We start from the raw sequence: 23,116 nt of genomic DNA on the forward strand, positions 1-23,116 counted from the left end.
CACGGTCGCCGTCGGCAGAATGGCCGCCACGACCGCCCGCCGAGCTCAGGAGGACGACGATGTCCGATCCGACGGTCATCCGCACCGACGCCGACGGCGTCGCCACGCTGACCCTGCAGCGGCCGGGGCTCACCTCCCGGATGCGCGCCGAGCTGCGGGGGCTGGTGGAGCAGGTAGCCGCCGACGATGCGGTGCGCGCGGTCCTGCTCACCGGCACCGGCCGGGCGTTCTGCGTCGGGCAGGACCTGGCCGAGCACGTGGAGGTGCTCCGCGGGGACGCGGCAGGCTCCCTGTCGGTGGTGGAGGACGAGTACAACCCGCTGGTCCTCGCGGTGTCCGCGCTGCGGGTGCCGGTGGTCGTGGCGGTCAACGGCGCGTGCGCCGGTGCCGGGCTCGGCCTGGCGCTCGCCGGGGACCTGCGGATCGCGGCCGCGGGGGCGAAGTTCACCACCGCCTTCGCCGGCATCGGGCTGTCCAGCGACTCGGGGCTGGCGTCCCGGCTGGTGCACTGCGTCGGCGGGTCCCGGGCCGCGGAGCTGCTGCTGCTCCCCGAGCCGTTCACCGCCGAGCGGGCCGCCGAGTGGGGGCTGGTGCACTCGGTGGTCGACCCGGAGCTGGTCCTGCCGGCGGCGCAGGCGCTGGCCGTCCGGCTCGCGGCGGGACCGACGCTGGCCTACCGGGCGATCAAGACGGTGCTGGCCACCGCGGCCACCGACCCGCTGGAGCGGACCCTGGGGCGGGAGGCGCGGCTGCAGCTCGAGCTGGGCCAGACCGAGGACCACCGCGAGGCGGTCGAGGCCTTCCTCGCCAAGCGCCCGGCACGGTTCAGAGGCCGCTGACCAGCGCCTTCCCGCATTGCGGTCGCTGTGCCCCCTGGTGATCATGACCGGATGAGCCAGCCATCACGCGGAGCAGCGCCGGCTCGCCTGCCCGCGCCCGTCCTGGGGGCGCTCGCCGGCGCGGTCTACGCGGTCGGGCTCGGCCTGGTCGACGTGGCTCAGGGTGAGGGCTGGTACTGGACGGGCGTCGCCCTCCGGTTCGTCCTGTTCTCGCCGTTCGCGACGGGTCTCGTCTGGTGGACGCGCCGCCGCCGTCCTGCTGTCCCGCTGCGTCGCGATCCGCTGGCAGGGACGGCGCATCGACCGGCTGCTGGGCCAACTGGAGACCGGCCCGGCGGGTGACCGCTGACGGCCGCCCTTAGGGGGCCCGCGCCGAGCTTGCGAGGTGTCGGGGGGAAGGGTGGTCCTTGGTCAGCGGGCGTGGGTGAGGCAGGTCGGGCAGACGTCGGTGCCGGTGGCCGGCCAGGTGCGCTCCGTCGTCACGCGGGCCAGGACGCCGCAGACGGTGAGCTCGCAGGCGCCGTCCAGGTCGTCGGGGGCCCGGTGCACCTCCACGGCGTGCCAGAGCGCCGCGGTCGGACCGTGGGCGCGGCTGCGGGCGGCGACGAAGGTGAGCGAGATGACCATGCTCTCGGAGTCGGCATCCCGGCTGGCCGGCCTGAGCCGGGACGCCGCGTCCCACCCGAAGGGGGTGCCGGGAGCCGGTCCGCGTCCCGCCGGGCAGCCGTGGCACCGTGCTGCCGATCCACCCAGACCAGCCAGCCAACCCAGCCCAGGAGGTCCGGTGCAGCTCACCAAGCACGGTCACGCCTGCGTCGTCCTGTCCGACGGCGACCAGCGCCTGCTGATCGACCCCGGCGCGTTCACCGCCGAGGACGCCTGGCGGGGCGCCACCGCCCTGCTGATCACGCACGAGCACCGGGACCACTTCCAGGCCGACCGGACGCGGCAGGCCCTCGACGCCGATCCCGGCCTCGAGGTGTGGACCAACCCCTCCGTCGCCGGGCAGCTGGAGGGCGCGGGGAGCCGGGTGCACGTGGTGGGCCCCGGCGACACCGTCACGGCCGCCGGCTTCGACGTCTCGGTGCACGGCGAGTGGCACGCGGTGATCCACCCGGAGCTCCCGCGGGTCCGCAACGTCGGCTTCCTCGTCGCCGGGCAGGTGTTCCACCCCGGTGACGCGCTGACCGTGCCGGAGGTCGCCGTCCCCACCCTGCTGCTGCCCGCGCACGCCCCCTGGTCGAAGACCGGTGAGCTGATCGACTACCTGCGCGCGGTGCGCGCCGAGCGGGCCTACGCCGTGCACGACGGCCTGCTCAACGACACCGGCCTGGCCGGGGTCGCCGGCCTGCTCGGCGAGCGGGGGCCGGGCCAGCCGACGCCCTACGCGCGCCTGGCCGCCGGCGAGTCCACCGACGTGTGACCGTTCCCCGGCACGGTCAGCAGCGCGTCGAGCTCGGCCAGCCGGGCCTCGGAGCGGAGCCGGCGGTCCCGCTCGGTGGCCAGTGCCCGCTCGGCGTCCACCCGCTCGGTCACGTCGGCCTGGATGCCGATGTACTGCACCACCGTGCCCGTGGCGTCGGCCACCGGCGTCAGGTGGCACTCGTTCCACCAGGTGCTGCCGTCGGCCCGCCGGTTGAGCAGCACCTCGCGGACCTCCTCGCCGGCCGTGACCGCCGCGCGCAGCCGCGCCACCGCGGCGGCGTCGGTGTCCGGGCACTGCAGGAAGCGGCAGTTGCGGCCGAGCGTCTCCGCGGCCGGGAACCCGGTCAGCTGCTCGAACGCCGGGTTGACGTACACCAGCGGCTGGTCGGGCAGTCGCAGGTCGACCACGGTCACCCCGGTGTCGACCACCGCCAGAGCCCGTGCGAGCACCGCGTCACCGGGGCTGCCGCCGCTGGTGAACAGCCGGCCGGCCGCCGGCGGTGGCGCGGTGTCGGCGCGCGGGGCACGGTCGCGCAGGGCGGCGGTGCGCGAGGCGCCGTCCCCGGACGGCGCGACCCGGGACATCAGGGCGCGGGCGGCCCGCACCACGGTGTCCCGCTCGTAGGTCAGCGCGAAGGCGAACCGCCGCTCCAGGTCCGGGCCGCCGTCCCCGAGGTCGCGGGCCAGCAGCGCCGCGCTGAAGTGCGGGCTGAGCACCACGATGTCCCACTCGCCCCGCACCGGGTCCCCCGGTGCCAGGTCCGCGCCGCGCAGACCGGGCAGCGGCTCGACCGGCAGGCCCTCCCCCAGCGCGCAGACGAAGCCGACCCGCTCGACCAGGTCGCGGTACCGCTGCCGGGTGGACGGCGTGACGTGCCGCGCCTCCTGGAACGCGGCCGCGACCACGCAGGTCTCCCCCAGCCGCATCGCCTGCCGCTCCAGCTGCTTGCTCAGCTCGATGAGCAGGGCCTTGGGGGCCTCCCGGGCGGCGACGGTCTCCGGCAGGCACGCGAACGGGGAGACCTCCCCGGCGCCGCCGTCGGCCGGCTGCGCGGCGGGCAGCCGCAGGGAGCCGGTCCGCTGCCCCCGGACGGCCCCCGGGCCCGGCCGGCCGAACAGCCAGCCCTGCCCCAGGGTCGCGCCCAGCGCGCGGGCCATGGCCAGGTGGGTCGTGTCCTCGATGCCCTCGGCGAGCACCGCGGCGCCGCTGGACTCGGCGTAGGCGTTCACCGCGTTCATGATCTCGGCGATCGCCGGGCCCGGGCGCTCCTGCACCAGCCGCAGGTCCAGCTTGACCACGTCCGGGCGCAGCAGCGGCATGAAGGCCAGCGACAGCTGCTCCGCGCCGACGTCGTCCAGGGCGACGGCCCACCCGCGCTCGCGCACCCGGGCCACCGTCCGCAGCAGCTCCGCGGGGCGGGCGGCGAGCGCCCGCTCGGTGATCTCCAGGACGACGCGCAGGTCGCCGGGCAGCTCGTCGACCCCCGGGAAGAGCGCGGCGAGCGGCGCCTCGTCCAGCGCGTCGGGCTCCACGTTGACGAAGACGGTCAGCGGCGCGAGCAGGCCGGAGGCGACCGCGCCGCGCAACGCCGCCGACCGGCAGGCCTGGTCCAGCTCGGGGAGGCAGCCCGCGGCGCGCGCGGCGGCGAAGAGCGTGTCGGGAGCCCGCAGGGGCCCCTCGGGCCCCCGCGCGAGCGCCTCGTAGGCGACGACACGCCCGTCGTCCAGGTCCACGATCGGCTGGAACAGGCTGGTCACGGCGCCGTCGTCGAGCACGGCACGGACGGCCGCGGCCGCCGCCTGGGAATTCAGGTGCACGTCGTCCCCCATCGGGCCCGGACAGCCGGTTCCCGAGTCTGACAGCATCGGGGTGCCACGAAGGGGTGAGCAGCCCGCCGGGAAGCGGCGGGCACGAGGACGACGGGGGCGGTCACCACGGGAGAGAAGCTCAACGACCTGCCCACGTGGTCGGTGCTGCCCGCCCGGCCGGACCCGGTGTTCGACCGGCTGGCCGCCGACCTCGCCGCGCAGGTGCGCGCCCCACGTGCCTTCGTCGTGCTCGTCTCCAAGGGCGGGCAGGTCTTCCCCGGCATGTTCGGGCTCCCGGAACCGTGGGTCAGCCAGCGCTCCTCGCCGCTGAGCGAGTCGCTGAGCCTGCCCGTGGTGCTCACCGGCGCCCCGCTGGTGATCCGGGACTTCGGCAACGCACCGAACGCCCCGGACAGCCAGGCGGTGACGGCCCTCGGCGTGGTGGCCTACGCCGGCATGCCGCTGGTCGACGGCCAGGGGCACCCGATCGGCGTGCTGTGCGCGGTCGACGTGCGGCCGCGCACCTGGACGGCGCGGGAGCTGGCCGTGCTGCAGCGGCTGGCCGCGGAGTGCTCCCGGCAGCTGCAGCTGCGCGCCGTCGAGCTGGCCGAGGAGGAGTCGCGGGCGGCCACCCGGCGCGCGGACGCCTCGGCGGCCGCCGCGGCCGAGTCGGCCCGCGTCGCGCTGCTGGCCGCGGAGGCCGAGGCCGACCGGGCCCGGCTGGTCGCCCGGCTCAGCCAGGCGCTGCTGCCGGTCGAGACCTTCGCCGAGGTGCTGCGCACCGTGGACCGGTTGGTCCGGTCGCCGCTGGGGGCCACGGCGACACTGCTCGGCCTGGGCGCTGCCGGCAGCACCGACCTGCGGGTGTGGGCGGCCGTGACCGGGGCGCCGCCGTCCGCCGGCCCGGTGGCGACGGTCTGCCTCGGCGACGAGCACCCGATGGGCGCGGCCGCCCGCGACCGGCGGCTGGTGACCGTCCCGAGCCGGGAGGAGGGGGCGCGCCAGTTCACCGCCCTGGCCCGCCTCCCCGCCGGGGGCGTGGCCGCCGGCCTGGCCGTGCCGCTCGTCCTCGGCCAGCACTCCTCGATCGGGGCGCTCATGGTCGGCTGGGACCAGGAGCGCCCGCTGGACGAGTCGGTCCTCGCGGCGGTCACCGGGCTGGCCCGGCACGTCGAGCACGCCGTCGACCGGGTGCTGCTGCGCGAGCAGCGGCTGCGGCTGCAGGCCTCGCCGTTCGAGCTGTCGGCCTGATCAGCTGGAGCCGGCCCCCGGCCCGAAGGGCTCCGCGGTGAACCTGGTCACCAGGTCCATGCCGCCCCACTCCTGCAGGTTCGCGCCGCTGGCCGCCCACTCCGGCGAGTCGAAGGCGGCCCTCATCGCCTCCCTCGACCCGAAGACCAGCTCGGCGAGCAGGTGGTAGCTCGGTTTGCCGACCACCTGGCGCCGCACCCGGTGGACGCGGTCCTCCACCAGTCCGGGGGTCTTCTCGACCAGCGGGACGTGGGTCCCGAAGTACTTCTCGTCGAAGTCGGCCGGGTCGTCGGGGGTGCGGTGGAGCGCGAAGAAGCTGACCGTCGTGCGGGGCACCTACCCGAGCCGGACGGCGGGAACGCGGGAGGAGGCGGGTCAGCGCCCGCCGACCGACACCTCGAACTCGACCTGGCTGACGTCCGGGCGGAGCCGGGAGAAGCTGTGCACCAGCGGGTGGCCGCTCGTGTCCCGGACCGTGGTGCGGACCACCAGCAGCGGCGACCCGGCGACCACCTCCAGCAGGTCGGCCTCGTCGGCGGCCGCCGTCCCGACGTCCACGACGATCCGGGCGTGCGCGAGGTCGGCCTGGTACTCGCGGCGCAGGAACTCGTACAGCGAGCCGTGCCCGAAGTCCTCGGCGGCCGCCGTCGGGTAGCGCTCGGCCGGCAGGAAGCTGCGGACGACGTGGTTCGGCGCCCCGTCGACGCTGCGCAGCCGGACGAGCTCGACCACGTCCTCGGCCGCGCCCAGGGACAGCTCGGCGGCGATGGCGGGTGCGGCAGGCACCACCCGCTGGGCGAGCACCGTGGTGCCGACCTGCGCGCCCTGCTCGGTCATCACGGAGTGGAACCCGGCGATGCGGTGGACGAAGCTCTCCCGGTACTCGTGCCGGATGCCGGGCCGGCTCACGAAGGTGCCGCGCCCCTGCTCGCGGACGAGGTGCCCGTCGGCCACCAGCCCGTCGACCGCGCGGCGCAGGGTGATCCTGCTGACGCCGTACTCGGCGCACAGCACCGGCTCGGGCGGGAGCAGCGTGTGCTCCGGCAGGGCGGAGGCACGGCGGCGGAGCGCCTCGCGGACCGCGAGGTACTTGGGTCCGGCCTCCAGACTCGCCACGCCGAGAAAGGTACTGCACGAGGAGACGTCTAGACGTCATGACGTACGAAGCCCGCAGCGCCGCGGCCCGGGGCGGCGGCCGGGGAGCCGGCCTCAGCGCCCGGGGTCCACCGGCTGCCCGGGCTGCAGCTCGATCACCGTCACCTCGGGCCGGGCCCCCACCCGCATCGGCGGACCCCAGTAGCCCGCCCCGGCGGTGATGTAGAGCTGCGTGTCCCCCTGCATCGACCAGCCCTCCACGGCGGGCTGGTCGAGCAGGACCGCGTAGTCGAAGGGCCACAGCTGGCCGCCGTGCGTGTGGCCGGACAGCTGCAGGTCCACCCCCGCCGCGCGGGCCTGGGCCACCTGCACCGGCTGGTGGGCCAGCAGCACTACCGGGCGCGTGTCGTCCCGGCCGTCCAGCGCGGCGTCGAGGTCCGCGCCGTGCCCGGGCAGCCCCGACATCACCGCCGTCCGGTCGTCGATGCCGGCCAGGTCGAACGCGGCCGCGCCGCGGCGGACCTCCACCCGCTCGTTGCGCAGCACGTCGACGCCCAGCGTGGGCAGGTGGCGCAGCCAGGCCGTGGTGTCGGCGAAGTACTCGTGGTTGCCGGTCACGAAGTAGACGCCCTGCTCGCTGACCAGGTCCGCCAGCGGCGCCACGTCCTCGCGCAGCTCGTCGACCTCGCCGTCGACGAGGTCGCCGACGATCGCCACGACGTCGGGGCGCTGCGCGTTGACCGTCTCCACCACCCGCTCGAACCGGCGCCCGCCGTAGGTGGCCGACAGGTGCCCGTCGGAGAACGTGACGATCCGCAGGCCGGCCAGCGCGGGGTCCAGCCGCGGGATCCGCACGGGCACCCGGCGGACGACGGGCGCGGAGTTGGCGAGCACCGCGCCGGTCCCCGCCGTCCCCAGCGCGACCGCGCCGGCCCCGGCGGCCAGGGTGCGGGCGAGGAACAACCGCCGCGGGAGCTCCGGCGGCTCCGCCGGAGCCGGAGCCGCAGCCGGAGCCGGAGCCGCAGCCGGGGCCGGAGCCGGAGCCGGGGTGTCCGGCCCGGACGGGACGAGGACCTCCTGCCGTGCCGGCGCCGGGTCGCGGCGGCGCAGCCGGGCCGCCAGCCGGACCGGCTCGGTGACCAGCAGGGCCAGGAACGTGTAGAACGCCAGCCCCAGCCAGCTGAACCCGGCCCAGGCGAGCGGCGTGTAGGCCGCCAGCGGGATGCTGCCCCGCAGGGTCACCGCCAGCGTGGGCAACAGCGCCAGGACGACGACGAGCAGGGTCAGCCCGCGGCGGACCCGGCCCGGCAGCGTCGTCGCGCGCACCAGCCGCCACCACAGGTACCCGTGCAACAGCAGCATCGCGACCAGCACGACGACCGCGAAGCCGATCAGGACCACTCCTCCCCACGCGACGGCCGCCTCACGGTCGGACGGCGGCCTTCAGCACGGGCCTCAGCACCGGCCAGCACGCCCAGAAGTCCTGCTCGGCCCGGTCCGCCCGGGCCTCTTCCAGGCCGTGCAGCCGACCGTACGTCCAGGCGTTCTCCCCCGCCCCGAAGGCCTGCAGCCCGATCCGGGTGCACAGCTCGCGGGTGACGACGGTGTCCTGCAGGGCGCCGAGCACGTCCTGCACGTCCTTGAGCGCGTCGACCAGCTCGGCCACCGGCTCCCCCAGCACCGGCACCACCGCCTCCGCGGAGTACCGCACCCGCTTGGCGGCCTTGCGGACCTCGTGCAGCGCGGCCGGGTCGTCGGTGTCCATCGCGCCGGAGACGGCCCGGCGCAGCCGCTTCGCAGTCCGGGCCAGCACCTCCCGCGCGACCTCGTCGGCCGGGGCCGCGGCGTGCTCGGTGAGCGGCGGATCGGCCACGAGCGCGTCCAGGTCGTCGCGCAGCCGCAGGTACGCCGCGCCGGAGAGCACCGTGCGCGCCGTGCCCTCCGCCGCCTGCAGCTCCTTGATCTCGGCCTGCTGCAGCCGCGCGGCCACCGGGCCGAGCACGAGCTCCTCCGGCTGGCCGGCGACGAGGGCGCGCAGGTGGCCCAGCGCGACCTCGGCGTCCCGGCCGCCGGACAGCGCGGCCCCCACCTCGGAGAGCTCCTGCCGGAGCGCGTCGGTCTGGGCGCGGTCGAGCACCGGGCGGAAGGCGGCCAGGGTGCTGCGCAGCCGGCGGCAGGCCACCCGGACCTGGTGCACCGCGTCGGGCTGACCGGTGCGGACCATCAGATCGGCGTCCTGCAGCGCGGCGACCTGGTCGCGGAGCACCTCGCGGAGGACGACGCCCGCGGGGCGGCCGGGGTCCCCGCCGTCCGCCTGCTGCTTCTTCTTGCCCTTCCTGCCCTTCTTGCCGGTCGCCGGCTCGGGGGCGCCCGCCGGCGCCGCCCCGTCGAGGCCGGCCAGCCGGTCGGCCAGCACCCGGGCGAGCTTGGACGGCGAGGCGGCCGGCCGCGCGCCCGCGGCCTGCACCGCCTCGGCCACCGCGGCGAGCAGCGCCTCGTCGCCGTCGACCAGCTCGACCTCCAGCTCGCGCCACGCCGTGACGACGGCGGCCCCGCCGGGCTCGGTGGACGGCACGGTCCCGGTGACGTGGTCGTCGGCGATCTCGGCGAGCACCCCGCCCTCGGCGTCCCGCAGCTCGACGACCTGACGCCGGGTGCGCAGCGCGGCCACCTGCTCGGCCGGCGCGGACCGCACGATGCCGAGCACCGGCTCCAGCACCGCCTTCGGCGGGGTGCGGGCGGCCCGCCCGGCCGGCGAGTGCAGCTCGCGCCGCGCCCCGGCCGCCGCCGGCAGCTTCACGTGCCAGCCGGCGTCGCTCCCCCCGGTCCGGCGGCGCAGGGTCACCCGGGCGCGCGCCAGCCGCAGGTCGGCCGTGTCGTAGTAGGTGGCCTCCAGCAGGTGCTCGACCGGCGGCGACGCCTCGGTGACGCCGGGGACGTCCCGGAGGTCGGGCAGCACGAAGGACTCCTCGACGTCGAACTTCCGCTCGATCTCCACGTGCTCGACCGCCACCGCTGCCACTCCCTCTGTCGCCGCGACCGCCCGCCTCCTGGCGGACCCGTCGCGGACGCCCTGTCCGGCTCATCTTCGCCGACATCGGCGGACGCGACCCGGCGGAGGGCCTGCCGGGCGCTCAGCGGGAGGGCACCCGGTCCCCGGCGGGCACCACCGGCGCCCCGTTCCCGCTCGGCCAGCGCCCCCGGTTGCGGTACCAGCGGCGGGCCGCGCGGGCCCGGCGGCCGGCGGCCCGGACGACGCCCAGCTGCCCCACCTGGTACACCGGGCGCAGCCGCCGCAGCGTGGCCTCGTCCCGGCGTCCGCTCTTGCCGTACACGAACGTCAACGCGTCCCTGTCCAGCTGCCCGTCGAGCTGCTCCCAGCGCTCGGCGCGGCGCCGGGCGGACTCGACGGTGCGGTTGGCCCGCTCCCGGCGCCGCCGGTCGTAGGCAGCCAGCGCCGCGGCTGGATCGCGCTCCGCGGCCAGGCTCTCGGCCAGCGCCGCGGCGTCGGTCATGCCCAGCCGGGTGCCCGACGCCCAGGTGAAGTGCGCGGCGTGGGCCGCGTCGCCCATGAGGGCGACGTTCTCGTGGACCCAGCTCTGGTTGGTCAGGTGCTGGAAGCGCTGCCAGGACCCCGGGTCGTGCGCGGACCGGCCGGTGAGCGGCCGCCCGCGCAGCGGCTCAGCGAAGACCTCCGCCAGCAGCCGCAGCCCCTGGTCGGTCGGCATGGTGTCCAGGCCGAGGCCCTCCCACGTCTCCGGTGGGCACTCGACCACGCAGGTGCTCGACGTGCGGCTCGACGGGTAGGCGTGCATCCAGATCCAGCCGGCGTCGGTCCGCTCGAAGGGGAAGGTCATCCGCGGGAACACCCGGTCGGTGCCCAGCCACAGGTAGCGGTTGCGCCCGGTCACCGTCGTCGTGCCGAAGTGCTCGCCGAACTGCCGCCGCACCCGGCTGCCCACGCCGTCGGCCGCGACGACGAGGTCCGCGCCCCGCAGCGCGGACACGTCATCCACCTCCTGGCCGAACTCGACCTCCGCGCCGAGCTCGACGGCCCGCCGGGTGAGGATCTCCAGCAGGGCGGAGCGCTCGAGGGCGGACCGGAAGTGCGGCACGTAGGCCGAGGAGCCGTGCAGCCGCCACTCCTGCTCGTGCCAGGCGACCGAGCGGGCCCGGACCTCCGCTGCGCCTCCCGGGTCGTTCGCGTGCAGCAGGTCCATCAGCCGGTCGGAGTAGGTGACGCCCCAGCCCGACGTGGCCCCCGGCCGGGTCCGCTCCACGACCCGGACGGACAGCCCCGGCACCCGTCTCCGGGCGCACACCGCGAAGAACAGGCCCGCCGGGCCCCCGCCGACGCAGACGACGTCCATGCGTCCCGAGGATGACCGGAGGCCGGGGGCCGGACAAGGCGTTCGGCCGCGGCGGGGCCGCCCCGGGCACGATGGACGGCGTGCGCCCGCGCCAGCCCGTCCCCGAGCGCGGAGCGCTGCTGCTCCCCGTGCCGTGGGCGGTCTGGGCCGCGCTGCGGCTGACCGGGGCCGAACGCGGGTTCCCGCTGGTGCCGGCGCTGACGTTCACCCCGTACGCGGCGGCCACCGGAGCCCTGCCGCTGGGCGCGGCCCTGCTCGCCCGGTCACGGGCCGCCACCGCCCTGGCCGCGGGGGCGACCGTGGCCCTGGCCGTGCCGGTGCTCGCCCGCGCCCGGCGACAGCCCGCTGCCGCGGCGGGCCGGCGGCTGCGGCTGGTCTCGTCCAACACGTTCCACGGCCGGGCGGACGCCGGCGCGCTGGTCGACCTGGTCGCCGGCTGCGACGCCGACGTGCTCACCCTGATGGAGGTCACCCGGGACGGCCGGGACCGGCTGGTCGCCGCCGGCCTCCCCGGGCTGCTGCCCGCCGAGCACACCCTGCTGCCGGCCGACCCGGCGCGGCTCGGTGCCGGGGGCTCGGTGTGGACGCGGCTGCCGGTCGTCGCGCGGAGCCGGGCGGCCGGGCACTTCGAGCAGCCGCTGCTGCGGCTGGCGCTGCCGGGCGGGCCGGACGTCGAGGTCACCGCTGTGCACGCCCATCCGCCGCTACCGTTCACGGCCGGCGTGCGGGCCTGGGAGGAGGACCTGGCCGGGCTGCCGGCGCCCGGCGGCGACGCCGTCCCGGTGCTGGCCCGTGACTTCAACGCCAGCGCCGACCACGCCGCGTTCCGCCGCCTGGTGCGGCGCGGCTGGGTGGACGCCGGGCGCGCGGCGGGACAGGGGCTGCGGGCGACCTGGGCGCCGGTCCGGTTCCCCCAGCCGAGGCTGACCCTGGACCACGTCCTCGTCGACCCGCGGGTGGGGGTGGCCGGGCTGCGGGTGGTGCGCCTGCCGGGCTCCGACCACCGGGCGCTGGTCGCCGACCTGCGCATCCCGCGTGCGTGACGGTTCAGCGCGGAGGGGCCGGGGTAGAAGCTGCAGCCCCGGGCGGCGGGTCCGCACCACCACCACCGCCCGGGGGCTGAACCGCCCATGCCCCGGATCCTCCGGCATTCACCTGTGGCCTGTGAGGTTCCTGGCAATCTGTGGACACGCCGAGGCAAGATCACGCAGAAGCAAGATCTGCTCACGCTCAGTCGACGCGCACGTCCTCCTGGCCGGTCACCGACACGACGTCACCACGGCGCAGCTGCCGGCCCCGGCGGTCCTCCGGCTCGCCGTTCACCCGCACGTCACCGGCGGTGAGGACGTCCTTGACCTGGGCGCCCGAGGGGACGGCGTCGACCAGCTTCAGCAGCTGACCCAGCCGGATGGACTCGTCCCCGGGACGGAGCTCGACGGTGCGCACGGCGCGATCCTGCCCCGCTCAGATCCGGACCAGCGCGTCGCCCACCGCGACCCGGCCGGGACGGGCGACCAGGGCACCCACGGCGAGCGCCCCGCCGAGCTCGCGGTGGATGGTCTTCAGCACCCCGGTGTCCCGGGCGATCCCGCCGGCCTGCGGCCGGGTCGTCATCACGCACCGCGGCACGGACCGGACGACGTCGAGCTCCGCCCCGCCCAGCCGCACCCGGCTGCCGACCAGGTCGTCCTCGCCTCCGCCCGCGAGCACCAGGTTGGCGCGGAAGCGCCGGCGGTCCCAGGATCCGAGGGTGCCGGTGGACACCAGGGTGACCCGCGCGTCGGCGTTGTCGTGGAAGGCGCCGTCGGCGCCGGAGAAGGGGTTCCAGCGCCCGCGCTCCTCGTCCTCGGCGTCCTCCGGGTTCTCGTACCGGCGCGGTCCGGTCACCTCTGCGGCCGGGCGGAGCGCCACCGGGCGCCCGGCCCAGCCGGACAGGACGGCCTCGTCGGCGGTGACCGTGCCGTCGGGCAGCACCACCTCGACCCCGCCGTCGGCGCGCAGCCGGCCGGCGGCGAACAGCAGCTGCGGTACCCGCCGGGCGGTCAGCCCCAGGCCGGTCGCGGCGTCGAACAGCGCCCACGCGCGGTCCCCGGCAACGCCCTGGGGGCCGACCTCCGCGGCGTCGAGACGCTCCCCCAGCAGCGACTTCACCGGGAAGCGCCACACCTCCAGGACCTGCAGGCTCACGGCGCCGCCGGGGTCCAGCGCAGGGTCCAGGTGCCCGACCAGGTGCCCCCGGCCGGCAGGACGACGAGGTCCACGCCGTCGGCCAGCGCGTTGGGCGGGCAGGTCATCGGCTCCACGGCGAGGCTGCGGCGGCGCTGCCCGGCCGGCAGCGTGTCGCCGGAGTAGACCTGCAGCCAGGGCCACGACCGGTCGACGGCCAGCTCCAGCTCCCCCGCCGGGCCGCGCAGCCGCACCCGGGCCCAGCCGTCGTCGTCGCGCACCAGGTCGGTGAGCGGGTCGTCGAGCTGCCTGTCCCCGATCCGGCCGACGGCCCCGTCGAAGGGCCGGCTGCTCCCGGTGGGGAGCCCCTCCTCGACGTCGAGCGCCCGCCGGGCGGGCACGGTGAGCTCCGCGTCGGCCAGGCCGCCCTCCTCCAGGGCCCCGACGTGCAGGTAGGGGTGCATGCCAACGCCGAACGGGGCCTCGCCGTCACCGGCGTTGCGCACCCGCACGGTCACCGTGAGCCGGTCCGGGGCGAGCGTGTGGTCCAGCGCGACCGCGAGCCGGAAGGGGTAGCCCGACCGCGGCTCGAGCACCGTGCCGACCGAGACCGCGTCGTCCCGCTGGGTGAGCACCGTCCAGGGCTGGGCGGTGAGCAGCCCGTGCACGGCGTTCGGCGCGGCGGGCCCGACCACCTCCAGCTGCAGGTCCTCCCCCCGCCACGACCACTGCCCGCCGCGCAGCCGGTTCGGCCACGGCACCAGCACGCCGCCGCGGCGGCCCGCCGGCACGGTGCCGGCCGGATAGCCGTCCAGCACGTCCCAGTCGCCCACCAGCAGCCGGCGCAGCGCCCCGCCGCGCAGGTCGACGGCGAGCTCGGCGGCGCCGGCGCGCACCCGGGCCTCCCGCGGCGCGGTGGGCGGCCACGGGCCGGCCGTCGCGTCGTCGTCGGACGGGGCGGGCTCGGGGTCGAGCGGCATGCGGTCCTCCTCGGGCGTCGGGAACACCTCACCACAGCGGGCGGACGGTTCCACGTGGAACCGGAAGTCGTGACAGACGTCAGTGGACCCGGGGGCGCCGCCACCCGAGACTCGATCCACCTGACCCGAGGAGAACGCGATGCCCGACCCCGCATCCCACGCCCCGCACCTCCGCGCCGCCGATGCCGACCGGGCGCGGGTCGCCGAGCTGCTGGGGAAGCACCTGTCCGCGGGGCGGCTGACCGTCGAGGAGTTCGACGACCGGCTGGCCCGCGCCTACGCCGCCCGCACCTACGGCGAGCTCGACCCCCTCACCGAGGACCTGCCCCCGCTCGAGCGCCCCACCGTGGCGCCGACGGCGGTCCCGGGCACCTGGCACGCGCCGCCCGCCCACGGTCACGCGGGCTGGAGTCCGTGGGGCGGCGGCGCGTGGGCCGGCGGCAGCGGCGTCCGGGCCGCGTGGGCGAGCTGGGCAGGCACCGGCGTGATCGTGCTGACCATCTGGCTGGCCACGTCCCTCGTCGCGGGCTGGCAGTACTTCTGGCCGATCTGGGTGATCGGGCCGTGGGGCGCGGTGCTGCTCGCCCAGACCCTGGGTGGCCGGCTGGGCGACGGCGGCCGCGACCGGGACCGCGACCGGCGCGGGCTCCCGTCCGGCCACTGAGGCCCGCGCCGCGCCACGTGGTCGCTATCCCGCGCCCGAGCCGCTCCCCCACAGGGGATGGGTGCTGATCACGGCGACGATGACCGCGGCGCCCACGACGACGAGCGAGACCTCGGACCAGGCGGCACCCCGCCAGGCCACGAGCCGGCGGACGAGCCCGACCGCGCAGACTCCCCCGAGGACCGTCGCCCAGGCCAGGAGCGTCCAGCCGAGGAGCCACGCGATGGTGAGCAGCGCCTCCGCGCCGGCGCTGCGGAACCCGATCGCGTCACCGGCGCCGAGCACGAGGGCTGCGGAGCCGGCGAGCGCGAGCGTGACCACCGGTCCGGCCAGGGAACCCGAGCGCGCCGCCTGCATGCGGCGAACCTAGCGTCGCGGCGGCAGCAACCGGCGCCGGGCGGGGATGGGGGCTTCCCCCCATCTCCGGCCCGGCCCCTTGGCCCGCGCGCTCCGATGGCCGAGTCTCGGGGGCAGCGGCCACCGGCGGAGTGGTCGGGCGGTGGGGACGGCGACCATGAGCGAAGCACCCGAGGTGGCCGCGGGCCGGGGCCGGTCGCTGTTCTGGCGGGTGTGCCTGATCAACGGGGTGGTCTTCGCCGCGGGGACGGCGGTGCTCGCCGCCTCACCGGCGACCGTCTCGACCCCGGTGCTCGCCACCGAGGCCGTCGTCCTGGCCGTCGGGCTGGCCCTGATCCTGCTCGCCAACGGCGCACTGCTGCGGGCCACGCTGGCCCCGCTGGACCGCCTGCGCCACCTGATGGAGGGCGTGGACCTGCTCCAGCCGGGGCAGCGGCTGCCCGAGGTGGGCAACGGGGTGGTGTCGGACCTGATCCGCAGCTTCAACGCGATGCTGGCCCGGCTGGAGGCCGAGCGGAGCTCGAGCAGCGCCCTGGCGCTGGCGGCGCAGGAGGCCGAGCGGCAGCGGGTCGCCCAGGAGCTGCACGACGAGGTGGGGCAGAGCCTGACCGCGGTGCTCCTGGGCCTCCGCCGGGTGGCCGACCGGGTGCCCGCCGACCTCGCGCCGGAGGTGCTGCTGGTCCAGGAGACCGCGCGGGCCAGCCTCGACGAGGTCCGCCAGGTGGCCCGCCGTCTCCGGCCGGGGGTGCTCGACGACCTGGGCCTGGTCAGCGCGCTGACCTCGCTGGTGACCGAGCACGCCCGGCTCACCGGCGCCGAGGCGTGCCGGCGGTTCAGCTCGGACCTCCCCGAGCTCGGCGCGCAGGCGGAGCTGGTCGTCTACCGGGTGGCCCAGGAGGCGCTGACCAACGTGGCCCGGCACGCGGACGCGAGCCGTGTCGTCGTGGAGCTCTCCACGACGCTCGCGGGCGACGCCGTCCTGCTGCGGATCACCGACGACGGCCGGGGACTCGGCCGCCGGTCGCCGGAGGGGGCGGGGATCCGGGGGATGCGCGAGCGGGCGATGCTGGTGGGCGCGACGCTGACCGCGGGCAACCACCCCGAGGGCGGGACCGAGCTCCTCCTGTTCGTGCCGGTGCCCGTGCGGGGGGACTGGGCATGAGCACGGCCGGGATCACCCGGGTCCTGCTGGCCGACGACCACGCGCTGGTCCGCCGGGGGGTGCGGCTGATCCTGGAGAACGAACCCGACCTGACCGTGGTGGCCGAGGCCGGCGACGGCCGGGAGGCGCTCGCGCTGTCCCGGGTCATCGACGTCGACCTGGCCGTCCTGGACGTCGCCATGCCCGGGCTCACCGGTCTGCAGGCCGCCCGCGAGATGTCCCGGCGGTCGCCGTCGCCGCGGATCCTGCTGCTGTCGATGTACGACAACGACCAGTACTTCTTCGAGGCCCTCAAGGCCGGCGCCTGCGGCTACGTGCTGAAGTCCGTGGCCGATCGCGACCTCGTCGAGGCGTGCCGGGCGGCGGTGCGGGGGGAGTCGTTCATCTACCCCGACGCGCTCACCTCCCTCATGCGGGAGCACCTGCGGCGGGCGCGGCGCGGCGAACGCCTGCCCGGCAACGTCCTCACCCCGCGGGAGGAGGAGGTCGTCAAGCTGATCGCTGAGGGGAGGTCGTCCAAGGACATCGCCGCCCTGCTGGTGATCAGCGTGAAGACGGTGGAGCGCCACCGGGCCAACGTGCTGCAGAAGCTCGAGCTGCGGGACCGCACCCAGCTCACCCGGTACGCGATCCGGGCCGGCCTCATCGAACCGTGAGGCCGGCCCGGGCCGGTCAGTGGATGTGCGAGCCGCCGTTGACGTCGTAGGTGACCCCGGTGATGTAGCCGGACTCCTCGCGGCACAGGTAGGTGATGAGATCTGCGACGTCGTGGACGTTGCCGTTGCGGCCGACCGGGATCCCGGCGACGAGCTCCGCCCTGCGCTCCCCCTCGAGTGCCCCGCCGGTGATGTCGGTGTCGATCAGGCCCGGGGCGACGGCGTTGACCGTCACGCCGTCGGGACCCAGCTCGCGGGCCAGCGCGCGGGTGAACCCCAGCTGGGCGGCCTTCGCCGCGGAGTAGGCGACCCCGCCGAACACGCCGCCGCCCCGCTCCGCCGACACCGACGCCAGGAACACGATGCGCCCGAAGCCGCGCTCGGCCATGCCCGGGGCGATCCGGCGGGTGACGTTGAAGGCGCCGCGGACGTTCACCGCGAAGATGCGGTCCCACTCCTCCCCGGTGACGTCGAGGAACCGGGTGGGGGAGGTGATGCCGGCGTTGTTGACCAGGGCGCCGACCGGGGGCAGCGCCTCCTGGAGGACGGCGAGCGCGCCGTCGACAGAGGCCTCGTCGGTGACGTCGCAGCCGAGGCCGACGGCCTGCACGCCGTGCCGCTCCCCGATCTCGTGCGCGGCGTCCTTCGCGCTGGCCTCGTCGAGGTCGAGGACGGCGATGTCCCAGCCGGCGGCGGCCAGGGTGTGGGCGGTGGCGCGGCCGATGCCGCGGGTGGAGCCGGCGCCGGTGACGACGGCGGTCCTGCCGTGGACGGACATGTCTTCTCCTGGGGTGTGTCGGGGGTGGGTGGGGGTCAGGCGGTGGCCGGCGCGGGGTCGGCCGGCCAGGCCGCGCGGACGGGCCGGCCGGCGCCGCCCAGCTCGTGCTTGACCTTGGCGACGATCGCGTCGGTCGACAGGCCGTAGCGGTCGTGCAGCGTGGGCAGGGCGCCGGCGGCGAGGAACTCGTCGGGCAGCGCGATCGGGACGACCCGGGTGCCCGCACCGGCGAAGGCCAGCGTCGAGGCGACCGCCTCGCTCAGCCCGCCGATCACCGTGTGGTTCTCGAGGGTGACCACCAGCCGGTCGGTCCGCGCCGCCCGCAGCACCGCCTCGGTGTCGAACGGCTTGATCGTCGGCACGTGCAGGACGGCGACGTCGACGGAGTCCGCCTCGAGCCTGGCGGCCGCCTGCAGGGCACGCATGGTCATCAGCCCGGTGGAGATCAGCACGACGTCCCGGCCGGTGCGCAGCTCGGCGGCCTTGCCCAGCTCGAACCGGTAGTCGTACTCGTCCAGCACCGTCGGCACCGCCCCGCGCAGCAGTCGCAGGTAGGTGGGCCCGGGGGCGGCCGCGAGCGCCGGCACGGCCTGCTCGATGTCGACCGAGTCGCACGGGTCGACGATCGTCAGGCCAGGGCAGCCGCGGAGGATCGCCAGGTCCTCGGTGGCCTGGTGGCTGGGCCCGTAACCGGTGGTGAGCCCGGGCAGCGCGCCGACGACGTTGACGTTGAGCCCCGGCTCGGCGATGTCCAGGCACAGGAAGTCGTAGGCGCGCCGGGTGGCGAACACCGAGTAGGTGGACGCGAAGGGCACCAGGCCGACCTCGGCCATGCCGGCCGCCGCGCCGAGCATCACCTGCTCGGCCATGCCCATCTGGAAGAACCGGTCGGGGTGGGCATCGCGGAACACGTGCATGTCGGTGTACTTCGCCAGGTCGGCGGAGAGCCCGACGATCTCGGGCCGCTCCTCGGCCAGCCTGTTGAGGGCATGCCCGAACGGGGCGCTGGTGGTGCGCTGCCCCGGGTCGGCGAAGGACGCGATCATCGCCGAGGTGGTCAGCCGCTTGCGGGGGGCGGTGCTGGTCATCGGGCCAGTCCTTCCTGGAGCTGGGTGCGGGCGAGCTGCCACTCGTGCTCGTCGACCCGCATGAAGTGGGCCTTCTCCCGGTTCTCGAGCATCGGCACGCCGGAGCCGATCCGGGTGTCGCAGATCAGCACCGACGGCGAGCCACGGTGCTCCCGGACCTCGTCGAAGGCGTCGACGAGCGCGGCGACGTCGTTGCCGTCGACCCGCAGGGCGTGCCAGCCGAACGCCCGCCACTTGTCGGTGACCGGCTCGGTGCGCAGCACGCCGGCGGTGGGTCCGTCGGCCTGCAGGGCGTTCACGTCGACGATCGCGGTCACGTGGTCCAGGCCGTGGTGGGCGCAGGCCATCGCGGCCTCCCACGTCGAGCCCTCGTCCAACTCGCCGTCGGAGAGCAGGTCGTAGACCCGTGCCGGGTTCCCCTGGTGGCGCAGTCCCAGGGCCATCCCGGTGGCCACGCCCAACCCGTGGCCCAGCGAGCCGCCGGAGATCTCCATGCCGGGGGTGTAGGAGGCCATCGCAGACATCGGCAGCCGGGAGTCGTCGGACCCGTAGGTCTCCAGCTCCTCCAGCGGGATGGTCCCGGCCTCGGCCAGGGCGGCGTACGCGGCGATCGCGTAGTGCCCGATGGACAGCAGGAACCGGTCGCGGTCCGGCCAGTGCGGGTCCTCGGGCCGGTACCGCAGCTGGTCGGTGTAGACCACGGCGAGCACGTCGGCCACGCCGAGCGCCTGGCCGATGTAGCCCTGCCCCTGCACCTCCCCCATGTCCAGTGCGTTCCGCCGGATCCGGTACGCGGCCTGCCGGATCCGCTCGATCCGTTCTGCCCGGTCGACCGGGGCGGCCGCGGCCTGTGCTGTGCGCGGTGACGTCATGACGTGTGCTCCTCTCGGTCGGGTGGGTCAGTCGGTCGTCGGGCCGGAGGCCAGCTGCCGCTCCGACGTCCGGGTGCGGGGGGTGGGGACGGCGGCTCCACCGGTGAGGGAGCGCTCCAGGGCGGCCACCTCGTCGCGCTCGGTGCGACCCCAGGTCTCACGGGTCAGCAGCGCGGCGACCAGGCCGAGCAGGCCGTAGCCCATGAAGAGCAGCGCCGGGCCGGTCCAGCCGTACCCGGCGTAGAGCGCGGTGGTGATCAGCGGGGTGAACCCGGACACGACGGCCGACAGCTGGTAGGCCAGCGACGCGCCGGTGGTGCGGGTCTTGGTCGCGAACAGCTCGGAGAACCAGGCGCCCTGCACCCCGGCCAGCGAGTTCTGCAGGACCGCGTAGCTGACGACGAACGCGATGACGATCGCCACCGCGGCGCCGGTGTTGACCATGAGGAACAGCGGGATGCCCCACAGGACGTGCAGCGCGGTGCCCAGCAGGTACACCGGGCGCCGGCCGATCCGGTCGGTGAGCGCGCCCCAGTAGGTGGTGGCGAAGATCCCGATCCCGGCCGCGATCATCGTCGCCGTGAGCGTGACCGACCGGTCGGCGAGGTCCTCGGCGACGACGTAGGACAGCATGAACGTGACCGACACCGCGTAGCCGGCGGTCTCGGTGACCCGCAGGCAGAAGGCGCGCAGGATGTTGCGCCAGTCGTCGCGGAGCACCTCGAGGAGCGGGTTCTTCGAGAGCTCGCCCTCCTCCTTGAGCTCCTCGAACTCCGGGGACTCCTCCACCTTGAGCCGGATCACGATGCCCACGACGATCAGCACGGCGGACAGCAGGAACGGCACCCGCCACGCCCACGAGCCACCCAGCGGGACGCTGGCCAGGAAGGCCAGGTTGGCCAGGAGCAGGCCGACGGGGAAGCCGGCCTGGGTGATGCCGGTGTACAGGCCCTTCTTGCGCCACGGCGCGTGCTCGAAGCACATGAGGATCGCGCCGCCCCACTCCGCGCCGAACGCGAGGCCCTGCACGACCCGCACGAGCACCAGCAGGACGCCGGCCCAGATGCCGACCTGGTCGTAGGTGGGCAGGCAGCCGATGAGGACCGTCGCGATCCCCATGAGCAGCAGGGAACCGACGAGGACGGGCTTGCGGCCGATCTTGTCGCCGAGGTAGCCGCCGATGATCCCGCCGAGGGGGCGGACGGCGAAGCCGATGCCCAGCGTGGCGAAGGACAGCAGCGTGCCCGACAACGGGTCGCCTGCCGGGAAGAAGGCGGTGTTGAAGTACAGCGCCGCGGCGATGCCGAAGCCGATGAAGTCGTAGGTCTCGATCGTCGCCCCGACGGAGCACCCCATGGCGACCTTCTTCTTGGTCGGGGTGCCCTCGATGGGGTGCCAGGCGGCGACGTCCCCGAGATGTGGGTCGCGCACGGTGGGGGGCCGTTCGGTCATGGTGACCTCCGGTGGTCAGTGGGCGTCGGTTCCCCGTTATCAGTTGACTGTTAACAGTCGACTGCCAACGAGGATGAATGGCCCCCGCCACAGTGTCAAGGGTCACCTCGAGAACGCCGACTCACGCCGGCGGAGCCGTCAGGAGGGGTCGGACGCCGCGGCGAAGTGCTCCGCCGCGGCTGCCATGTGCTCCTCGACGACAGCGAGGGCCGCAGCCACGTCGCCCTGCTCGATCGCGTCGACGATGGGGGCGTGCCGGTCGCGGGCCATCATCGGCGCCTGCCACGCGGCACCGTTGAGGATGGCGACGCGCATCCGGCCCTCGAGGCGCTGCCAGGCCTCGACCAGCATGGAGTTGCCCGACAGCCGGCAGAGCTGGAGGTGGAAGGCCAGGTCCGCCTCGATCCGCGACGCGGGGTCCCCGTCGTCGGTGATCTGGTCCAGCGCCGTCCGCAGGGCTGCGACCGCGGACCCCCGTCCGGGGGAGGCGATGAGCTCACGGACGGCGAGGCCCTCGAGCGCCTCGCGGACCCGGAAGAGCTCGCGCACCTCGTGCGGACTCAGGGTGCTGACCCGCAACATGCCCCGGTTGCCCGCGGTGACGAGCCCTTCCTGCTGCAGGTGCCGCAGCGCCTCCCGGACCGTGCCGCGGCTGACCCCGAGGGACCCGGCCAGCTCGACCTCGCCGAGGTGGTCCCCGGGGCCGTACCGGCCGGAGAGGATGGCCGCCCGGAGCACCTCCAGCGCCCGTTCCCGCAGCGTGCTGCGGTCCAGGCTGGCCAGCGGCTCGATGCTCACGCGGCACCTCCTCGTCGCTCCGCACCCTACCGGGCGTCTGTGTCGACAACGGCGTGCCGACTGTCGACATTGGCCGACCGGTGAGCGGACACCGGGAACGCAGCGAGGGCCGGTGACCCGTCGGTCACCGGCCCTCAGCTGGGTGGGCAAGGGGGGAGTTGAACCCCCACGTCCTCTCGGACACACGGACCTGAACCGTGCGCGTCTGCCATTCCGCCACTTGCCCTGGCGAGGAAGGACACTATCAGCCCTCCTCGCGCGGCCCGAGGACCCCCTCTCCCGGGGCCCGCGCGGTGCCCTCCGAGGACACCCGCGGCCACCCGCCGGCACCGGCACGGCGCGGTCGCGCACGCACGGGGCCGCGCACTGGTACACAAGAGCCGAACGCCCGGGGCAGGACGAGAACGGTCCGGGGCGTCCTGCGCTTGCGACCGGCCCGGCGACCCTCCCCCGGTTACGATCAGCGCTCAGGTCGGTGGGAGGTCAGCGAGCGCAAGGGAGCGACTGTGGGTGTGCTGCAGCGCTTCGAGCGACGCCTCGAGGGCATGGTCGGGCTCGCCTTCGCCCGGGTCTTCAAGGGCAAGGTCCACCCCGCGGAGATCGCCAACGCCCTCCAGCGCGAGGCCGACGAGCAGCGGAACGTGCTCAGCGGCGGCCGCGTGCTCGCCCCCAACGTCTACGTCGTGACGCTCGGCCCGGTCGACCACGACAACCTCGCCGAGTGGTCCGAGCAGCTGTCGGCCGAGCTGGCCGCCATGGTCACCGAGCACATCCAGCGCGAGGGGTACCAGACCTTCGACGACGTCGAGGTGCGGCTGGAGCGCGACGAGGAGCTGCGCACCGGCGTCTTCGAGGTGGCCTCGCACGTCAGCGGCGCGCCCGCCCGCGAGCAGCCCGCCACCTCCGGCGTCCCGCCGCTGCCGCCGCTGGCCGGCCGCGGCCGGATGCCCACCGACACCGGCGCCCAGGACCCGGCCTTCACCGGGCGGGTCGGGACGCGCACGACCCACGTGCTGGTCGTCGACGGCCCCGGTACCAAGCACGTGCTCGAGCCGGGGAGCAACGTGCTGGGCCGCGGCACCGAGGCCGACATCCGGCTCCCCGACACCGGGGTGAGCCGCAAGCACGTCGACGTGCAGCTGTCCGGCGGCACGGTGACCGTCGAGGACCTCGGCTCGACCAACGGCACCCTGGTCAACGGCCGGCGCGTGAGCCGGCAGGACCTCGCCGACGGCGACGTGATCCGGATCGGTCACTCCGTGCTGGTGTACCGACAGGACGGCCCGTGACCGTTCGGGGCACCGCACCCGGGAAGACCCACCGGCCCCCGCCGACGAGCGCCGGGAAGGCCGCG

General features: G+C 75.7%; 25 protein-coding genes and 1 tRNA gene. 9 read left to right on the top strand and 17 right to left on the bottom strand.

Going from position 1 to position 23,116, the window contains the following annotated elements; all coding sequences use genetic code 11:
- Nucleotides 1-59: 59 nt before the first annotated feature.
- Together HL189_RS19630 and HL189_RS19635 are read left to right on the top strand one after the other, a co-directional pair.
- The gene (locus HL189_RS19630) at nt 60-839 is read left to right on the top strand and encodes an enoyl-CoA hydratase-related protein (RefSeq protein WP_369135412.1); all 780 of its coding nucleotides are present in this window, start codon (nt 60-62) and stop codon (nt 837-839) included.
- Between the two features lie 51 nt (nt 840-890).
- Nucleotides 891-1,181 (top strand): hypothetical protein, encoded by a 291-nt coding sequence (locus HL189_RS19635; RefSeq protein ID WP_369135413.1) that lies wholly within the window; start codon nt 891-893, stop codon nt 1,179-1,181.
- A 69-nt stretch (nt 1,182-1,250) separates the two neighbouring features.
- On the opposite strand, the gene HL189_RS19640 is transcribed toward HL189_RS19635, so the two are convergent.
- Nucleotides 1,251-1,466, bottom strand: a complete 216-nt coding sequence (locus tag HL189_RS19640; protein ID WP_369135414.1) for a hypothetical protein — start codon at nt 1,464-1,466, stop codon at nt 1,251-1,253.
- A 157-nt stretch (nt 1,467-1,623) separates the two neighbouring features.
- On the opposite strand from HL189_RS19640, the gene HL189_RS19645 reads away from it, so the two are divergent.
- Nucleotides 1,624-2,262: an MBL fold metallo-hydrolase gene (locus HL189_RS19645; protein WP_369135415.1), complete on the top strand. Its 639-nt coding sequence runs from the start codon at nt 1,624-1,626 to the stop codon at nt 2,260-2,262.
- Here the strand turns inward: HL189_RS19645 and HL189_RS19650 are convergent.
- On the bottom strand, nt 2,223-4,082 hold the full coding sequence (locus HL189_RS19650; protein ID WP_369135416.1) for an EAL domain-containing protein: 1,860 nt from the start codon (nt 4,080-4,082) through the stop codon (nt 2,223-2,225). The two genes, HL189_RS19645 and HL189_RS19650, sit on opposite strands and share 40 nt — an antisense overlap.
- A 153-nt stretch (nt 4,083-4,235) precedes the next feature.
- Here HL189_RS19650 and HL189_RS19655 point away from each other — a divergent pair, with 153 nt between their 5' ends.
- Complete coding sequence (locus HL189_RS19655; RefSeq protein WP_369135417.1) at nt 4,236-5,324, top strand: GAF domain-containing protein; 1,089 nt, start codon at nt 4,236-4,238, stop codon at nt 5,322-5,324.
- Here HL189_RS19655 and HL189_RS19660 read toward each other — a convergent pair whose 3' ends face one another.
- The 5 genes from HL189_RS19660 to HL189_RS19680 all read right to left on the bottom strand — a co-directional run bounded on the left by HL189_RS19660 (nt 5,325) and on the right by HL189_RS19680 (nt 10,789).
- Nucleotides 5,325-5,660, bottom strand: a complete 336-nt coding sequence (locus HL189_RS19660; RefSeq protein WP_369135418.1) for an EthD family reductase — start codon at nt 5,658-5,660, stop codon at nt 5,325-5,327. It lies immediately after the preceding gene.
- Nucleotides 5,661-5,699: 39 nt separating this feature from the next.
- Nucleotides 5,700-6,440: a GntR family transcriptional regulator gene (locus HL189_RS19665; RefSeq protein WP_369135419.1), complete on the bottom strand. Its 741-nt coding sequence runs from the start codon at nt 6,438-6,440 to the stop codon at nt 5,700-5,702.
- A 93-nt stretch (nt 6,441-6,533) separates the two neighbouring features.
- Nucleotides 6,534-7,820: a metallophosphoesterase gene (locus HL189_RS19670; RefSeq protein ID WP_369135420.1), complete on the bottom strand. Its 1,287-nt coding sequence runs from the start codon at nt 7,818-7,820 to the stop codon at nt 6,534-6,536.
- Between the two features lie 22 nt (nt 7,821-7,842).
- Nucleotides 7,843-9,432 (bottom strand): CHAD domain-containing protein, encoded by a 1,590-nt coding sequence (locus HL189_RS19675; RefSeq protein ID WP_369135421.1) that lies wholly within the window; start codon nt 9,430-9,432, stop codon nt 7,843-7,845.
- 121 nt (nt 9,433-9,553) lie between these two features.
- Nucleotides 9,554-10,789: an FAD-dependent monooxygenase gene (locus HL189_RS19680; protein WP_369135422.1), complete on the bottom strand. Its 1,236-nt coding sequence runs from the start codon at nt 10,787-10,789 to the stop codon at nt 9,554-9,556.
- Nucleotides 10,790-10,800: 11 nt separating this feature from the next.
- Here HL189_RS19680 and HL189_RS19685 point away from each other — a divergent pair, with 11 nt between their 5' ends.
- The gene (locus HL189_RS19685; RefSeq protein WP_369135423.1) at nt 10,801-11,832 is read left to right on the top strand and encodes an endonuclease/exonuclease/phosphatase family protein; all 1,032 of its coding nucleotides are present in this window, start codon (nt 10,801-10,803) and stop codon (nt 11,830-11,832) included.
- 187 nt (nt 11,833-12,019) lie between these two features.
- Here the strand turns inward: HL189_RS19685 and HL189_RS19690 are convergent, their stop codons facing one another.
- The 3 genes from HL189_RS19690 to HL189_RS19700 are packed head-to-tail and all read right to left on the bottom strand — an operon-like array spanning nt 12,020 to nt 13,935.
- The gene (locus HL189_RS19690; protein ID WP_369135424.1) at nt 12,020-12,235 is read right to left on the bottom strand and encodes an RNA-binding S4 domain-containing protein; all 216 of its coding nucleotides are present in this window, start codon (nt 12,233-12,235) and stop codon (nt 12,020-12,022) included.
- 18 nt (nt 12,236-12,253) lie between these two features.
- Nucleotides 12,254-12,976 carry an MOSC domain-containing protein gene (locus tag HL189_RS19695; RefSeq protein WP_369135425.1) on the bottom strand — a complete coding sequence of 241 codons (723 nt, stop codon included), beginning with the start codon at nt 12,974-12,976 and terminating at the stop codon, nt 12,254-12,256.
- The gene (locus HL189_RS19700; RefSeq protein WP_369135426.1) at nt 12,973-13,935 is read right to left on the bottom strand and encodes an aldose epimerase; all 963 of its coding nucleotides are present in this window, start codon (nt 13,933-13,935) and stop codon (nt 12,973-12,975) included. The genes HL189_RS19695 and HL189_RS19700 overlap by 4 nt, the downstream gene beginning before the upstream one ends.
- A 139-nt stretch (nt 13,936-14,074) precedes the next feature.
- Here HL189_RS19700 and HL189_RS19705 point away from each other — a divergent pair, with 139 nt between their 5' ends.
- Nucleotides 14,075-14,599, top strand: a complete 525-nt coding sequence (locus HL189_RS19705; RefSeq protein WP_369135427.1) for a DUF1707 domain-containing protein — start codon at nt 14,075-14,077, stop codon at nt 14,597-14,599.
- A gap of 24 nt (nt 14,600-14,623) precedes the next feature.
- Here the strand turns inward: HL189_RS19705 and HL189_RS19710 are convergent, their stop codons facing one another.
- Nucleotides 14,624-14,956, bottom strand: coding sequence for a hypothetical protein (locus HL189_RS19710; protein WP_369135428.1), 333 nt, complete (start codon nt 14,954-14,956; stop codon nt 14,624-14,626).
- A 157-nt stretch (nt 14,957-15,113) separates the two neighbouring features.
- Between HL189_RS19710 and HL189_RS19715 the strand changes: the two genes are divergently transcribed.
- The gene (locus HL189_RS19715) at nt 15,114-16,118 is read left to right on the top strand and encodes a histidine kinase (protein ID WP_369135429.1); all 1,005 of its coding nucleotides are present in this window, start codon (nt 15,114-15,116) and stop codon (nt 16,116-16,118) included.
- Entirely contained in the window at nt 16,115-16,774 is a 660-nt protein-coding gene (locus tag HL189_RS19720) for a response regulator (protein WP_369135430.1), read from the top strand. The genes HL189_RS19715 and HL189_RS19720 overlap by 4 nt, the downstream gene beginning before the upstream one ends.
- Before the next feature lie 16 nt (nt 16,775-16,790).
- Here the strand turns inward: HL189_RS19720 and HL189_RS19725 are convergent, their stop codons facing one another.
- The 6 genes from HL189_RS19725 to HL189_RS19750 form a co-directional block, all read right to left on the bottom strand.
- Nucleotides 16,791-17,552: an SDR family NAD(P)-dependent oxidoreductase gene (locus HL189_RS19725; RefSeq protein ID WP_369135431.1), complete on the bottom strand. Its 762-nt coding sequence runs from the start codon at nt 17,550-17,552 to the stop codon at nt 16,791-16,793.
- 35 nt (nt 17,553-17,587) lie between these two features.
- Nucleotides 17,588-18,640, bottom strand: a complete 1,053-nt coding sequence (locus HL189_RS19730; protein WP_369135432.1) for a transketolase family protein — start codon at nt 18,638-18,640, stop codon at nt 17,588-17,590.
- Nucleotides 18,637-19,512 (bottom strand): transketolase, encoded by an 876-nt coding sequence (locus HL189_RS19735; protein WP_369135433.1) that lies wholly within the window; start codon nt 19,510-19,512, stop codon nt 18,637-18,639. The genes HL189_RS19730 and HL189_RS19735 overlap by 4 nt, the downstream gene beginning before the upstream one ends.
- Nucleotides 19,513-19,539: 27 nt before the next feature.
- Nucleotides 19,540-20,964 carry an MFS transporter gene (locus HL189_RS19740; protein ID WP_369135434.1) on the bottom strand — a complete coding sequence of 475 codons (1,425 nt, stop codon included), beginning with the start codon at nt 20,962-20,964 and terminating at the stop codon, nt 19,540-19,542.
- 138 nt (nt 20,965-21,102) lie between these two features.
- Nucleotides 21,103-21,762 carry a GntR family transcriptional regulator gene (locus HL189_RS19745; RefSeq protein WP_369135435.1) on the bottom strand — a complete coding sequence of 220 codons (660 nt, stop codon included), beginning with the start codon at nt 21,760-21,762 and terminating at the stop codon, nt 21,103-21,105.
- A 143-nt stretch (nt 21,763-21,905) separates the two neighbouring features.
- Nucleotides 21,906-21,988, bottom strand: a tRNA-Leu gene (locus tag HL189_RS19750).
- Nucleotides 21,989-22,268: 280 nt separating this feature from the next.
- Here HL189_RS19750 and HL189_RS19755 point away from each other — a divergent pair.
- Nucleotides 22,269-23,051: an FhaA domain-containing protein gene (locus HL189_RS19755; protein ID WP_369135436.1), complete on the top strand. Its 783-nt coding sequence runs from the start codon at nt 22,269-22,271 to the stop codon at nt 23,049-23,051.
- Nucleotides 23,052-23,116: the final 65 nt, after the last annotated feature.

Origin of the sequence: Modestobacter sp. I12A-02662, from assembly GCF_041028325.1 — a bacterium.
In the GTDB taxonomy this organism is placed as follows: domain Bacteria; phylum Actinomycetota; class Actinomycetes; order Mycobacteriales; family Geodermatophilaceae; genus Modestobacter.